Annotated in this window: 12 protein-coding genes and 1 pseudogene; 2 read left to right on the top strand and 11 right to left on the bottom strand. The window is 71.1% G+C overall.

The genetic code is table 11. The annotated features are described in order from the left end of the window. Window positions 1–121 precede the first annotated feature (121 nt). Complete coding sequence (locus ACFWUZ_RS29195; protein WP_384379287.1) at window positions 122–1762, top strand: threonine/serine exporter ThrE family protein; 1641 nt, start codon at window positions 122–124, stop codon at window positions 1760–1762. 163 nt (window positions 1763–1925) lie between these two features. On the opposite strand, the pseudogene ACFWUZ_RS29190 reads toward ACFWUZ_RS29195, so the two are convergent. From ACFWUZ_RS29190 to ACFWUZ_RS29150, 9 genes and pseudogenes are all read right to left on the bottom strand, one after another. Continuing rightward, a pseudogene (locus ACFWUZ_RS29190) lies at window positions 1926–2603 on the bottom strand (DedA family protein); the annotation flags it as partial. A 139-nt stretch (window positions 2604–2742) separates the two neighbouring features. Continuing rightward, window positions 2743–3501 (bottom strand): MerR family transcriptional regulator, encoded by a 759-nt coding sequence (locus ACFWUZ_RS29185; protein ID WP_384379284.1) that lies wholly within the window; start codon window positions 3499–3501, stop codon window positions 2743–2745. A 79-nt stretch (window positions 3502–3580) separates the two neighbouring features. Further along, the gene (locus tag ACFWUZ_RS29180; RefSeq protein WP_384379281.1) at window positions 3581–4363 is read right to left on the bottom strand and encodes an ABC transporter permease; all 783 of its coding nucleotides are present in this window, start codon (window positions 4361–4363) and stop codon (window positions 3581–3583) included. Next, the gene (locus tag ACFWUZ_RS29175) at window positions 4360–5295 is read right to left on the bottom strand and encodes an ATP-binding cassette domain-containing protein (protein ID WP_384379278.1); all 936 of its coding nucleotides are present in this window, start codon (window positions 5293–5295) and stop codon (window positions 4360–4362) included. The genes ACFWUZ_RS29180 and ACFWUZ_RS29175 overlap by 4 nt, the downstream gene beginning before the upstream one ends. A gap of 76 nt (window positions 5296–5371) precedes the next feature. After that, the gene (locus tag ACFWUZ_RS29170; RefSeq protein ID WP_384379275.1) at window positions 5372–5986 is read right to left on the bottom strand and encodes a PadR family transcriptional regulator; all 615 of its coding nucleotides are present in this window, start codon (window positions 5984–5986) and stop codon (window positions 5372–5374) included. Between the two features lie 91 nt (window positions 5987–6077). Next, a complete protein-coding gene (locus tag ACFWUZ_RS29165) occupies window positions 6078–6590 on the bottom strand; it encodes a DinB family protein (protein ID WP_384379272.1) in 513 nt (170 codons plus the stop codon). Between the two features lie 101 nt (window positions 6591–6691). Continuing rightward, window positions 6692–8779 carry a penicillin-binding protein 2 gene (gene mrdA, locus ACFWUZ_RS29160; protein WP_384379269.1) on the bottom strand — a complete coding sequence of 696 codons (2088 nt, stop codon included), beginning with the start codon at window positions 8777–8779 and terminating at the stop codon, window positions 6692–6694. 53 nt (window positions 8780–8832) lie between these two features. Next, on the bottom strand, window positions 8833–10290 hold the full coding sequence (locus ACFWUZ_RS29155; RefSeq protein ID WP_384379266.1) for an aldehyde dehydrogenase family protein: 1458 nt from the start codon (window positions 10288–10290) through the stop codon (window positions 8833–8835). Between the two features lie 89 nt (window positions 10291–10379). Then, entirely contained in the window at window positions 10380–11258 is an 879-nt protein-coding gene (locus ACFWUZ_RS29150) for a helix-turn-helix transcriptional regulator (RefSeq protein WP_051858932.1), read from the bottom strand. A 324-nt stretch (window positions 11259–11582) separates the two neighbouring features. Here ACFWUZ_RS29150 and ACFWUZ_RS29145 point away from each other — a divergent pair, with 324 nt between their 5' ends. Then, window positions 11583–12092 carry an ATP-binding protein gene (locus tag ACFWUZ_RS29145; protein WP_384379262.1) on the top strand — a complete coding sequence of 170 codons (510 nt, stop codon included), beginning with the start codon at window positions 11583–11585 and terminating at the stop codon, window positions 12090–12092. A gap of 89 nt (window positions 12093–12181) precedes the next feature. Here ACFWUZ_RS29145 and ACFWUZ_RS29140 read toward each other — a convergent pair whose 3' ends face one another. Both ACFWUZ_RS29140 and ACFWUZ_RS29135 read right to left on the bottom strand, forming a co-directional pair. Next, window positions 12182–12427: a DUF397 domain-containing protein gene (locus tag ACFWUZ_RS29140; protein WP_384379259.1), complete on the bottom strand. Its 246-nt coding sequence runs from the start codon at window positions 12425–12427 to the stop codon at window positions 12182–12184. 434 nt (window positions 12428–12861) lie between these two features. Beyond that, window positions 12862–14079: a DUF2786 domain-containing protein gene (locus ACFWUZ_RS29135; protein WP_384379475.1), complete on the bottom strand. Its 1218-nt coding sequence runs from the start codon at window positions 14077–14079 to the stop codon at window positions 12862–12864. Window positions 14080–14178 lie beyond the last annotated feature (99 nt).

Below are 14178 nucleotides of genomic sequence, written 5' to 3'. Positions count from 1 at the left end.
GGGCAGCTGCGGGGCAGGGCGGCACCGGAGTGGTGTCCAGGTGCGGCAGGGGTCCGGCTTCGCGGCGGATCGCGGCGTTCCGCATACTGATACCGCCGGGTGATCACGGACTGGAGGACGCGTGGCGGAAGCCGACGGGGCAGAGGACAGGAAGCCCACGTCCGACGAGGCGCACAGCGCCTTCACTCCGCCACCCGGGATGGAGCCCGGGGCCACGGAAGAGGACCAGCCGACCTCCGAGTTCGCCGTCCCGCCGGGCGCCGAGCCGCAGACGCCGGAACCGGAACGGTCCGCCTTCGCGACCCCCAGCGTCTACAGCGCCCAGCACTCCCCGCCCGCCTACACCCCGGGCCAGGGCTTCCCGGTGGCCCGGATGAAGGAATCGCCCTGGCAGGACCGCATGCGCACGATGCTGCGCATGCCGGTCGACGTGCGGCCCGTCCCGGAGCTCGTCCAGAAGCAGAGCGAGGCCGGCCCCGCCGTGGGCCGCGTGCTCGACCTGACCCTGCGCATCGGCGAGCTGCTGCTGGCGGGCGGCGAGGGTGCCGAGGACGTGGAGGCCGCCATGTTCGCGGTGGCCCGCTCCTACGGGCTGGACCGCTGCGAGCCCACCGTCACCTTCACCATGCTGTCGATCACCCACCAGCCCTCGCTGGTGGACGATCCGGTCTCGGCGGCCCGGACCGTACGCCGCCGCGGCACCGACTACAACCGGCTCGCGGCCGTGTTCCGGCTCGTGGACGACATCAGCGCCCACGAGATCGACGTCTCGCTGGAGGAGGCCTACCGGCGCCTCGCCGAGATCCGCCGCAACCGGCACCCGTACCCCGGATGGATGCTCACCGCCTCCGCCGGACTGCTCGCGGGGGCCGCCTCCACCCTGGTCGGCGGCGGGGTCCTCGTCTTCTTCGCGGCAGCGATCGGCGCGGTGCTCGGCGACCGCCTGGCGTGGCTGTGCGCCGGGCGCGGGCTGCCCGAGTTCTACCAGTTCGTGGTCGCCGCGATGCCGCCCGCCGCCATCGGGGTGGCCCTGAACCTGACGCCGATCGACGTGCGCGGCTCCGCCGTGATCACCGGTGGGCTGTTCGCCCTGCTGCCGGGGCGGGCCCTGGTCGCGGCCGTGCAGGACGGCCTGACCGGCTACTACATCACCGCTTCGGCCCGGTTGCTGGAGGTCATGTACCTCTTCATCGGCATCATCATGGGCGTGCTCGTGGTGCTCTACCTCGGGCTCCAGCTCGGCCCCTCCCCGCGGCCGGAGGAGGTGCTCGCGATCCACCAGCGGCCGCTGGTCCAGATCGCGGCCTCCATGGTGCTGGTCTTCACCTTCGCGATCCTGCTCCAGCAGGAACGTTCGACCGTGTGGATCGTGACCCTGAACGGCGGGGTGGCCTGGGTGACCTTCGGGGCCCTGCACTACGCGGGGGGCATCCCGCCGGTGCCCTCCACGGCCGTCGCGGCCGGGCTGGTGGGCCTCTTCGGGCAGCTCTTCTCCCGCTACCGCTTCGCCTCCGCCCTGCCGTACGTGACGGCCGCCATCGGCCCGCTGCTGCCGGGCTCGGCGACGTACTACGGGCTGCTGCTGATCGCCGAGAACCGGCTGAACGAGGGGCTGGGGTCGCTGACGAACGCCGCGGCCATCGCCCTGGCCATCGCGATCGGCGTCAACCTGGGATCGGAGGCCTCGCGCCTGTTCATGCGCATCCCGGGCGCCGCGAGCGCCGCCAAGCGCCGGGCGGCCAAGCGCACCCGCGGCTTCTAGGACCGCACCCGCCTGCGGCGCCTGCCCAGGGGCCCGGGAGCGCGCCCGTACGGTGACGCACGTCCGCCCCGGAGCTCTCGCGGGCTTCCGGGGCGGACGGGGCGGTACGGGTGCCGGTGCGGGCCGGGCGGGGTCAGCGCTTGGCGTGGCGGCCGCGCTGGCCCGGGGCCTGCGGGCCGGAGCCGTCGGCCGCGGCCACGGCGGGCTCCTCGGCGGCCTTCGCCCTGTTCTCCTTGCGGGCCTTCAGGACCTCGAACACCACCGGGATCACCGAGATGAGGACGATGCCGACGAGGATCGGCTCGACGTTGGTCTTGATGAACTCGATCTGGCCGAGCCAGTAGCCCGCGACGGTGACGCCCGCGCCCCAGCTGATGCCGCCGATGACGTTGTAGGTCAGGAAGGTGCGGTACTTCATCGAGCCGGCACCGGCGACCATCGGGGCGAAGGTGCGGATGATCGGCACGAAGCGGGCGAGCACGATGGCCTTCGGACCGTGCCGGTCCATGAACTCGTGCGCCTTGTCGAGGTTCTCCCGCTTGAACAGCTTGGAGTTCGGCCGGTTGAACAGCTTGGGGCCGAAATACTTGCCGATCATGTAGCCGACCTGGTCACCGATGATCGCGGCGGCCACGATCAGGGTGCAGACCAGCCACAGCGGCTGCTTGATGTACTGGCCGTCCGCGACCAGCAGACCCGCCGTGAACAGCAGCGAGTCTCCGGGCAGGAAGGCGAAGAGCCCTGATTCCGCGAAGACGATGACCAGGATGCCGATCAGTCCGAAGTGCGAGATCAGATAGTCCGGGGACAGCCACTCTGGGCCGAGCGCAAACGTGTACACGGGTTCCGGACTCTCCTGGATCGGGGGGCGTGCCGGCGGGAGCAGGCGGCTGCGGGCGGGCGTGCGGTCTCAATTATCAACGCACACGACCCCCGCCCGGTTCCAGGTCCCGGAGGGGGTCGGATGCGTGACGTCCCGGCTACACCCTGTGCGCGGCGTTGGCCGTGATCGCGTCCCTCAGGTGCTCGGCGAAGCCCGGCTTCATCGCGTCGTAGTACGCGGTGAACCGCTCGTCCGCCACGTACATGTCGCCGAGGCAGGTGTGCAGCTCGTACGGGCACGCGTAGAACCAGCTGGTGATGTGGAGCCGGTGCTCCTCGGCCAGGTCCATGGCCCGCTCGCCGTCGGCGGGCTCGCCCGCTTCCATGAGCGCCACGTACCGGCGGCCCCAGTCGGCGGACTGGTCCTGCATGCGCTTCCAGTCCTCCTTCGTGTAGGAGGCGGCCCGGCGCTGCGACTCGGCGTACGCCTCGGTGTCGCCCCAGCGCTGCTCGGCCTCCTCGGCGTACTGCCCGGGGTCCTGGTCCCCGAAGACCTCGAACCGTTCCTCCGGCGTGAGGTTGATTCCCATCTTGTTCGCCTCCATGGCGTGCTCGACGGCCTTGGCCATCTGCTGGAGCCGGGCGATCCGGTCGGACAGCAGGGCATGCTGGCGGCGCAGATGCTCCCGCGGGTCCGATGCCGGGTCGTCCAGCAGGGCCGCGACCTCTTCGAGGGGGAAGCCGAGCTCCCGGTAGAACAGGATCCGCTGCAGCCGGTCGAGGTCGGCGTCCTCGTACCGGCGGTGGCCGGCGTGGCTGCGGCCGCTCGGGGAGAGCAGGCCGATCTCGTCGTAGTGGTGCAGGGTGCGCACCGTGATTCCGGCGAATCCGGCGACCTGGCCCACGGAGTAGCTCATTCCTCCCGCTCCTCTCGGTTGGGTACGCCCTTCACTGTGGTCCCTCACGTGGGGTGAGGTGCAAGCCCGCTTCTCCGCTTCACTTGCTGAGGCCGCGGAAGCGGCCCACCGCCAGCGGGAAGAAGACGGCCAGCAGCAGCACGGGCCAGCCGACGGCCAGCAGTGCGGCGTGCTCGGAGGCCCAGGAGGACGGGGCCGCCGCCGGGTTGCCGAACAGGTCGCGGACCGCCGTGGCCGTCGCCGACATGGGGTTCCATTCCACCACCGCTCCCAGCCAGCCCGGCATCGACTCCGGGGTGGCGAAGGCGTTGGAGAGGAAGCCCACCGGCCACACCAGGATCTGCACCGCCTGCACCAGCTCGGGACGGCCCGCGACCATGCCCAGGTGGATCCCGATCCACAGCATCGCGAAGCGCAGCAGCAGGAGCAGGGCGAAGGCGAGCAGGGCGGCCCCCGCCGAGCCGTGCCAGCGCCACCCGAGGAGCAGCCCGACGCCGGCCAGGACGGCGAGGCCCACGGCCGACTGGAGCATGTCGGCGACGCTGCGGCCGACCAGCACCGCCGAGGGCGACATCGGCATGGCACGGAACCGGTCGATCACCCCCTTGCCCAGGTCCTGCGTGACCGCCGTCATCGTCGCCTCCAGCCCGAAGGCCATGGTCAGCGCGAACATGCCGGGCACCAGGAACTCGACGTACTCGCCGTCGATCCCGCGCCCGCCGCCGACGAGGAAGCCGAACATCAGCAGCAGCATCACGGGGAAGACCAGGCCGACGACCACCTGCACCGGCTGCCGGGCCCAGTGCGCCAGCTCGCGCCGGGTCATCGTCCAGGAGTCCGAGACCGCCCAGGTCATGCTCATGCGGCCACCTCCGGGGCGCCGGTGCGGTCGGTCAGCTGCAGGAAGACCTCGTCGAGCGTGGGGCGCCGGATCGCGAGGTCGGCCGCCTCGATGCCCGCCGCCTCCAGCGTGCGCAGGGTCAGCGCCAGCCCCTCCATGCGGTCGGTGACGGGGAAGCCGAGGGTCGCCGCGTCGGTGTCGACCGAGGGGTCGGGCAGCAGTGCGGCCGCCTCGGCCAGCCGCGCCGGGTCCCGCAGGACCACGACGATCCGGTCCGCCCCGACCAGGGACTTGAGTGCGTCGGCCGTGCCCTCGGCCGCCACCCGGCCCTCGTCGATCAGCGCGATGCGGTCGGCCAGCCGGTCGGCCTCCTCCAGGTACTGGGTGGTGAGCAGGACGGTCGTGCCGCCGCCGGCCAGGGAGCGGACCGCGCTCCACACCTCGGCGCGGCCGCGGGGGTCGAGTCCGGTCGTCGGCTCGTCCAGGAAGAGCACCTGCGGGTCCGTGATCAACGAGGCGGCCAGGTCGAGGCGGCGCCGCATGCCGCCGCTGTACTGCTTCACGGGCTTGCGGCCGGTGTCGGCGAGACCGAAGCGGGCGAGCAGCTCGTCCGCCCGCTGCCCGGCCCGGCGGGCGCCCAGGTGGTAGAGGCGGCCGAACATCTCCAGGTTCTGCCGCCCGTCCAGTTCCTCGTCCAGCGCCGCGTGCTGGCCGAGCAGTCCGATGCGGGAGCGGACGGCCGCCGCGTCCTTGCGGACGTCGTGGCCGGCCACCCGGACCACCCCCTCGTCGGGCCGCAGGAGGGTGCTCATGATCCGGACGGCCGTGGTCTTGCCGGCTCCGTTCGGGCCGAGGACGGCCTGGACCGTGCCGCGGGCGACCTCCAGGTCGAGCCCGGTCAGTGCGTGCTTGTCGCCGTACCGCTTGTGGACGCCTTCGACGAAGATCGCCAACGCTCCTCCTCATTAGTCAAATTTGACCAGCAGGCTGCGCCACCGTAATGCCCGGGATTCGGCTAGTCAAACTTGATTAAGCGAAGGGGTTCTCCTGGCCGTCCGCCAGGACCCCCACGAAGGGATCGCCGCCCTCATCCGCGAAGGAGTACGCGCCGCCCTCGATCCGGGCGATCAGCCCGCGGGTCCACTCCGCCTCGGCGTCCGCGGAATGGACCCACCGGTGCATGATCTCGCCGATGTGGCCCAGCTGCTCCGGACCGCCCTCCGGCGTGTAGTAATCCGTCACCGACGACCGCCAGCCCGCCAGCTTCGCCAGCCGCTCCCCCAGCAGCGCCAGCACCTCGGCCCTCGGCAGGTCCACCATGAAGCCGATCGCCGCCGAGAGGAGGTCCGTCTTCTGGTCGTACGCCGCCAGGGCCTCGCGCAGCAGCCTGAAGTACTCCTCACGGCCGGCGTCCGTCACCTCGTACTCGGTGCGCGGCGGCCCGCCCGCGGCGCTCGGCGCCACCTCGTGGGCGTGCAGCACGCCCTGCTTCGCCATCTGCTTGAGCGCGTGGTAGATCGAGCCGGGCTTGGTGTTGGACCACTCGTGGGCGCCCCAGTACTCCAGGTCGTTGCGCACCTGGTACCCGTGCGCCCGCCCGTGCTGGCGGACCGCGCCGAGGACGAGAAGCCTGATCGCTGACATGCGGCCAGGCTAGCCGCCGGCCCCGGCACCGCCGGAAGGAGTGCGGGCCGGGGCGTGACCGGCAGGGCCCACCGGGTCACGGCCTCACGGACTACCCCATGGCCCGGGTGCCGTCGATGGACTCCCGGACGATGTCCGCGTGGCCCGCGTGCCGGGCGAACTCCTCCACCAGGTGCAGGAGCATCCAGCGCATCGAGACCTTGGTGTCGGCCGGGAACCACGGCGCGGGGGGCAGCGGGAAGACGTCGTCGAGGCTCGGGACGGCCGCGATGAAGGCCTCCGTCTCCCGTGCGACCCCGTCCCAGAACGCCAGCACCTGCGGGATCGACTCCCCCTCGACCAGGCGGAAGGAGTCCCCCCAGGTCTCCGCGTCGCGCTCCCGCTCGTTCGGGCGCTGCTGGGCCCGCCGCAGCCACCCCAGCTCGCACTCGGCCACGTGCTTGAGCAGTCCCGACAGCGACAGCTCGCTGGCGCTGGGGCGGCTCGCCGCCTCCTCCTCCGTCAGCCCCTGCGCCGCCTCGCGCAGCGCCGCGCGCTGGGCCTCGACGAAGGCGAGGAGCGTGCCGCGCTCGTCACCGGGGACCTCTGTGGAAACCTCAGCCATGGCCGACCGCCTTCTTCCGTGGTTCTTCGGGTGCTCGCCCCGTCTCCTGCTGACAAGAACCACGCTACGAGGCCATGCGGTCAGCTTCTGTCCTCATTGGGTCACGGTGCCGAGGTTTCGTCCGGCCGCAGCACGGGCAGCTCGGTGGCCGGCTTGGGCAGCAGGGCCTTGGCGAGGTCCTGCTTGCCCGTCGGGTCGAGCCCGTACATGGCCTCGTAGATCTTGCGGACCGCCGGCCCCGAGGCACCGGAGCCGGTGCCGCCCTGGGAGATCGTCATGACGATGGAGTAGTCCTCGGTGTAGGAGGCGAACCACGAGGTGGTCTGCTTGCCCTGGACCTCGGCGGTGCCGGTCTTGGCGTGCATCGGGATCTGCTTCTGCGGCCACCCGCCGAAGCGCCAGGCGGCGCTGCCCGTGGTGGCGACCGACGCCAGGGCCTCGTCGATGTCGTCGCGCAGCTCGGCGTCCATCGGCAGCCTGCCCTTCTCCTTGGGCGCGATCTCCTGGACCGAGGTGCCGTCGGCGCTGACGATCGCCTTGCCGATGCTGGGCTGGTGGAGGGTGCCGCCGTTGGCGATGGCCGCGTAGACGGAGGCCATCTGGATCGGCGTGACGAGCGTGTCGCCCTGCCCGATCGAGTAGTTGATGGCGTCGCCCTCGCGCATCTGGTTGCCCTGGCGGCAGTTCTCGTAGGCGATCTTCTCGGCGAAGGAGCCGTTCTTCTTGCCGTCACGGCACCAGGCGGCCTTGTTCGCCTCGAAGAAGTCCTGCTTCCACTTCCGGTCGGGGACCCGGCCGGGCACCTCGTTCGGCAGGTCGACCCCGGTGGCCTTGCCCAGGCCGAACTCGTGGGCCGTCTTGAAGAACCAGTCGTTCGGGTTCTTCTTGGGGTTGATGCCGCCGTCCTTCTTCCACTCCTGGTCGGCGATGGCGTAGTACACGGTGTCGCAGGAGACCTCCAGGGCACGGCCGATGGTGATGTCGCCGTAGCCCTGCGACTCGAAGTTCGTGAAGGTCTGGTTGCCGACGGAGTAGGAGCTGGGGCAGGGGTAGCGGCGGTCGAAGGGGTACCCGGCGTTGACCGCGGCGGTCGAGGAGACGACCTTGAAGACGGAACCCGGCGCCGCCTGCGCCTGGATCGCCCGGTTCAGGAGGGGGTAGTTCGACTCCTTGGCGGTGAGGGAGGCGTAGTCCTTCGCCGAGATGCCGCCCACCCAGGCGTTCGGGTCGTAGGTCGGGTTCGAGGCCATCGCCACGATGCGGCCCGTCTTGGCCTCCATGACCACGACGGCGCCCGAGTCCGCCTCGTAGTTCCTGCGGGTGTTGTTCTTGTCGAACGTCTTGCGGGCCTCGATCATCGCGTTGTTCAGCTCGCGCTCCGCGACCGCCTGCACCCGCGCGTCGATCGAGGTCACGATGTTCGAACCGGGCTGCGCGCGGTCGCTGTGGGCCTGTCCGGTGACCCGTCCGAGGTTGTCCACCTCGTAGCGGGTGATGCCCGCCTTGCCGCGCAGTTCCTTGTCGTACGTCCGCTCCAGGCCGGAGCGGCCCACCTGGTCGGAACGCAGGTACGGGGAGTCGGACTTCTTGGCCTTGGCGATCTCCTCGTCGGTGACCGGCGAGAGGTAGCCCAGCACCTGGGAGGTGTTGGCCTGGTCGGGCGCCGCGTAGCGCCGCAGGGCGGTCGGCTCCGCGGTGATCCCCGGGAAGTCGCCGGGGTGCTCGCGGATGTGCAGGGCCTGCTCGGTGGTGGCCTCGTCGCTGACCGGGATCGGCTGGTACGGGGATCCGTTCCAGCACGGCTGCGGGGTCTTGGCGTCGCAGAGACGGACCTTGTCGACGACCTCCTGGGGGTCCATGCCCAGGACCTCGGCGAGGCGGGTCAGGACCGCCTTGCCCTTGTCCTTCATGGTGAGCAGCTCGGTACGGCTCGCGGAGACGACGAGGTGGGTGGCGTTGTCGGCGAGCGGCACCCCGCGCGCGTCCAGGATCGAGCCGCGCACCGCGGGCTGGACCACCTGCTGGACGTGGTTGTTCTTGGCCTCGTCCGTGTACTCCTGGCCATTGCGTATCTGGAGGTACCAGAGGCGTCCGCCGAGGGTGAGCAACAGCGAGAAGACCACGACCTGGATGACGACGAGCCGGTTCTGGACCCGAGGGGTCCGGCCGGTCTCCGGTATGTTGCTCAACTTGCTCTCCCCCGGGCGGCTGCGGCGTACGCCGCCCGAGTCTAGGGGGTGCGCTAGAAGGGGAAGCGCGTCCGGCCGTGCTGGACGGAGATCCACTTCTGGGTGGTGAAGGCCTCCACCGTGGCCTCGCCGTTCAGGCGGCCGAGGCCGGAGGCCTTCTCCCCGCCGAAGGCCGCCAGCGGCTCGTCCCCGATCGTGGAGTCGTTGACGTGGATCATCCCCGTCTCGATCCGCTGGGCGAAGCGGACGCCGCGCTCCACGTCCCGCGTGTGCACGGCCCCGCTGAGCCCGTAGGGGGTGGCGTTGGTCAGCCGCACGGCCTCCTCCTCGCCGTCGAAGACCACCAGCAGCGCCACCGGGCCGAAGATCTCCTGGCCGAGCAGCGGGGAGTCCTCGGGGAGCCCGGCCAGGACGGTCGGCTCCACCAGGTTGCCGCGCGTAGACCCCCGTACGAGCGCCTGCGCGCCCTCTTCCACGGCCCGGTCCACGAGCGCGGTCAGCGCGTCGGCCTGGAAGGAGTTGATCAGCGGGCCGATGTGGGTGCCCGCGTCGTGCGGGTCGCCGGTCTTCAGGGCCCGGACGCGGGCGGTGAACTTGGCGGTGAACTCCTCGGCGACCGAGGCGTCGACCAGGATCCGGTTGGCGGCCATGCAGACCTGGCCCTGGTAGACGAAGCGGCTGAAGACGGCCGCGTCCACGGCGTAGTCGAGGTCGGCGTCGTCGAGCACGACCAGCGCGCTGTTGCCGCTGAGCTCCAGGACGGTCCGCTTGAAGTGGCGGGCGGCGACGGCGCCGACGTGGCGGCCGACCCGGTCCGAGCCCGCGAAGGAGATGACCTTGGGGACGGGGTGGGTGAGGAGCGCGTCGCCGATCTCGGCTATGTCGGTGACCAGCACGTTCAGCAGGCCGGCCGGCAGTCCGGCGTCCTCGAAGATCTTGGCGATGACCCCGCCGCCGACGACCGGGGCGTTCTGGTTCGGCTTGATCACGACGGCGTTGCCCAGGGCCAGGGCGGGGGCGACCGACTTCAGGGCGACCAGGAAGGGGAAGTTGAAGGGGCTGATCACGGTGACCACGCCGACCGGCAGGCGCTGGACCCGGTTCTCCTTGCCCTCGACCGGCGAGGCCAGGATCCGGCCCTCGGGGCGGACCGCCAGCTGCATCGACTCGCGGAGGAACTCCATGGCGAGGTGGACCTCGTACTCGGCCTTGGGACGGGTCCCGCCGAGCTCGTCGATCATCGCCTCGACGATCTCCTTCTCGCGCTCCTCGGTGAGGCGCAGGGCGCGCTCCAGGACCGCGCGTCTCGCGTAGGGGCTGGTGGCGGCCCATTCGCGCTGCGCGCGCTCGGCGCCGCGGTAGGCCCGGTCCACCTGCTCGACGGTGGCCACGGTGATGGCTGCGAGCTTCTCCCCGTTGTAGGGGTTGACGTCGATGATGTCCCACGAACCGGTGCCGGCCAGCCATTCGCCGTCGATGTACTGGTGAGCCAGGTCGGTGAATATGGACATGCCATCCCTTACTGCGAGCGCGCACCCGTGCGCTGCACCGGAGACCGATCGGTCGTCATGCACTGATCAGACGTCATACTACGTGCGATTCAAGACAGTTGGAGGAGGCCCCGCAGAAGATCCCGGGTCCTGTCGGGGTCGGGGCAGTCCGCCTGGAGCCGCTCCATCGCCCGCCCGTACTGCCCCACTTCTTCGTCCTTGTCCAGGTAGAGGGCACTGGTGAGCTGTTCCAGATAGACGATGTCCTGCAGGTCCGACTCGGGGAAGCGCAGCAGGGTGAAGGCTCCGCTCTCGCCCGCGTGTCCGCCGAAGGAGAAGGGCATCACCTGGAGCTGCACGTTGGGCCGCTGCGAGACCTCGATGAGGTGCTCCAGCTGACCGCGCATCACGTCGCGGTCGCCGTACGGGCGGCGCAGCGCGGCCTCGTCGAGGACGGCGTGGAAGACCGGGGCGCTCTCGGACACGAGGACCTTCTGGCGCTCCAGGCGCAGCGCGACGCGGCGGTCGATCTCGGCGGCGGTGGCGCCGGGCATGCCGCGGCTGACGACCGCGTGGGCGTAGGCCTCGGTCTGCAACAGTCCGTGGACGAACTGGACTTCGTAGATCCGGATGAGTGAGGCGGCTCCCTCCAGACCGATGTAGGTCTGGAACCACCCGGGCAGCACGTCTCCGTAACTGTGCCACCAGCCGGTCGCGTTGGCCTCGCGCACCAGCCCCAGCAGGGACTCGCGCTCGGAGGTGTCCGTGACCCCGTAGAGCGTGAGGAGGTCCTCGACGTCCCTGGCCTTGAAGCTCACCCTTCCCAACTCCAAGCGGCTGATCTTCGATTCGGATGCGCGGATCGAGTAGCCGGCCGCCTCACGGGTGATGCCGCGGGATTCTCGGAGTCGCCTGAGCTGAGAGCCCAGGAGGATGCGGCGCACCACGGAACCGCTGGCTTCTGCGGTCACTAGTACTGCCCTCCCCATCGCAATGGTGTGCGCGTCGCGGGGCCCCCGCACCCCAGAGGCCGCAGTCTGCCACCAAAACGCATCGGCCCGTACTCGTTCTGTAACGGAATCCCGCCTCCGGGAAAAGAAGTCCGTAAGGATGCGTAGGAAGAAATGAGCAAGAACCGTCACGGGAGCGGACACGTCCGGCGCGTGCACGTGCATCTGCCCTTGCATCCGGCTCCGCCTTTCGGAACGATGGTGCCGCGCACCTGCGTGCTCTTCGCGCCGGCGCCGGACCCACCCCGCAGTTCTCTTTGGCCGGAGCCGCCGCTTCGTCCGCGAATCCCGGGAGTGCCTCGCATGGGGACGAATGGATCGACCATGCTCGAGCCGTTACGGCAGGGGCTGCCCCCGGTCGACCCCACGGCTGTCTCCGGGTCCGCCTCCTGCGCCCTGACCGCCCGTTTCGAGGCGGTGCGGGGCGCCCGCTCCTTCTGCCGGTCGACGCTGTCCCAGTGGGGCCTCGACGACCGCTTCGACGATGTGGCCCTGGTCGTCTCCGAACTCGTCACCAACGCGCTCCGCCATGCGCTGCCGGAGGATGCGCGGGGTACGGGCGGCGAGCCGGAGCCGCCGGTACGGCTGCACCTGATGCGGTGGAGCACCCGGCTGGTGTGCGCCGTGCGCGACCCCAGCGAGGACCGGCCCGGCGGGGCCTTCTCACCGGAGCGCACCGAGGAGAACTTCGACCTGGAGTCCGGGCGCGGGCTGTTCCTGGTCGACTCCTACAGCGACAGCTGGGGCTGGCACCCGCTCGCGGGACGGCTGACCGGCAAGGTCGTGTGGGCGCTCTTCCTGCTCCAGGACTGACAGCCGAAAAGCAGTGCACCGGCCGGGATCGATTCTTGCGATCGATCCCGGCCGGTGCACGTGCACGGCTTGATGGATGCGCTGCTCCGTCAGCCGATCAGGTGATCGAACTCGCCGTCCTTCACACCCAGGAGCAGGGCCTCGATCTCGGCCGGCGTGTAGACGAGCGCCGGCCCTTCCGGAAAGCGCGAGTTGCGCATGGCGACGTCACCGCCGGGCAGCCGTGCGAACTCCACGCAGGAGCCCTGTGAATTGCTGTGTCTGCTCTTCTGCCACGTCAGCTCAAACAAGGAAGCGAGTTCTGCAGCTGCCATCCCGTTGTACGCGTGGTCCACAGGAAGCCCCCGATAGTGCAGATGTCAACTGCACCGGATCATAGCTGTGTTCCTCGGTGCATGCATGGGCAGATGCACGTGCACGGAGGGTGCCGCACTGATCACAAACACCACCGGATCAGGAACGAAGCGCTTCTGACACCTCGTCGAGAGACGCCAGGAACTGCTCCGCGGTTCCGCGCAGCGCCCCCGGCCGCCAGCCGTCCGCGTCACGCAGCAGGGCCCTGACCTCGCCCCGGTGCGGGACCCGGCCCCCGTTCGCCCGCCGGGCTCCCGCGGGGTCTCCCGGGCCGGGTACAGGGCATAGCCGGCCACCACCAGCAGTCCGCCGACCAGGGTGAGGGCGCCCGCGGCACTTCATCGTTCCGAAGGGGGAACCGCCGCAGTCCGGGACCCGGGCCCTTGCGCTCGGAGGGGCCCGGCAGCGGTACCCCCTAACCCCGGGGCAGAGGAGGCCGGTTGCCGCCCACGTGGGCGCGGTCGGCGGCGGCCGTGCCGTCCTCCCAGCCCGCGTGGTCGGTGGCGCCGCGCAGCCGGGTGGTCGTGGTCCGGGGGAACATCTCCTCGGCCCGGGAGGTGACCGCCACGTCGCGGGCCACCAGGGCGGGCAGGTTGTCCGGCGCCTCGGTGGCCGCGTGCTCGGCGGTCTCGGCGAGCCGGTGCCCCAGCCGGCTGGCGTAGGCCAGCAGGAAGGACTGCCTGAAGGTCTTGGTCCGCTTGCGCCCGCCCGAGCGCTGGGCGGCCTCCGCACGGGTCATCGCCGCGGTGCCCTGGACCAGCAGCGAGGTGTACAGCAGCTCCACGGCCTCCAGGTCGCTCTCGAAGCCGACCACCGTGGAGAACTCGAAGCCGCTGTTCCACACCGCCCGGCAGCGGTTGGCGGTGGCCACCGCGTCGAGCAGCACCGCCTTCGCCTCCTCGTACGGTGGCTCGACACCGATCCGGCAGGCCCCCGGGACCCGGGCCGGGCCGCCTCCGCGCACGGCCAGCAGCGCCTCGTCGACGGTGTGCCGGGCCATCAGCTCCTGCGCCTTGGCGCTGAGCGCCTCCGCCTCCTCCGGGAAGGTGGTCGCCTCGGCCTTGGCGAGCAGGGCGCGGATCCGCCCCAGCATGCGGGGCTCGATGTGGGCGTGCTCCAGCGCGTCGGCGGGGTCGCCCGGGAGGGGGCCCACCGGTTCGATCGAGGGCAGCCGGATCAGCAGCCGGAACACCTCCAGGAAGGCGGTGGCCAGGGTGAACCGGTCCGTCCGCTCCCGCTCGGCGAGCCGGTCGGCGTACGCGCTGTCCGCGCCCCACCAGGCCTCGGCGTCGGTCCACCGCTCCGGGAGGCGGGCGTAGCGGCGTGCCTCGGCGGCGATCAGGTCCCCGGTGATGCGCAGGTGCCGCTCGCCGCCGGCGCCCCCGGCCGGGGAGGCTCCGCCCAGGTCCCGGCGGACCAGCCGGAGCACGTCGGCCGGCTGCCAGCCCCGCTCCCAGCTCTGCCGTACGTACCCCTCCCCGCGCACGAGCAGCTCCTGCCCCACCCCGGCCCACTGCCCGGGCTCGGCGACGAGCAGCGAGGCCCCGGTGTCCAGCCCGGTGTCGTCCTGGGCGTAGAGGGCGGCGGCGAAGGCTCGGTCGACGGTCTCGGCAAGGTCTCTCACACCCCTCAGCTTGACATGCCCGCCCCACCCCGGAGCCCCGCCCCCGAGGCCACCCCGCCGGCCGGGCCGCCGGGCGGACCGGGCTGTCAGACCCCGGTGGGACACTCG

Source organism: Streptomyces sp. NPDC058646, from assembly GCF_042716875.1.
In the GTDB taxonomy this organism is placed as follows: domain Bacteria; phylum Actinomycetota; class Actinomycetes; order Streptomycetales; family Streptomycetaceae; genus Streptomyces.
This window is presented reverse-complemented; position numbering and strand designations above follow the sequence as displayed.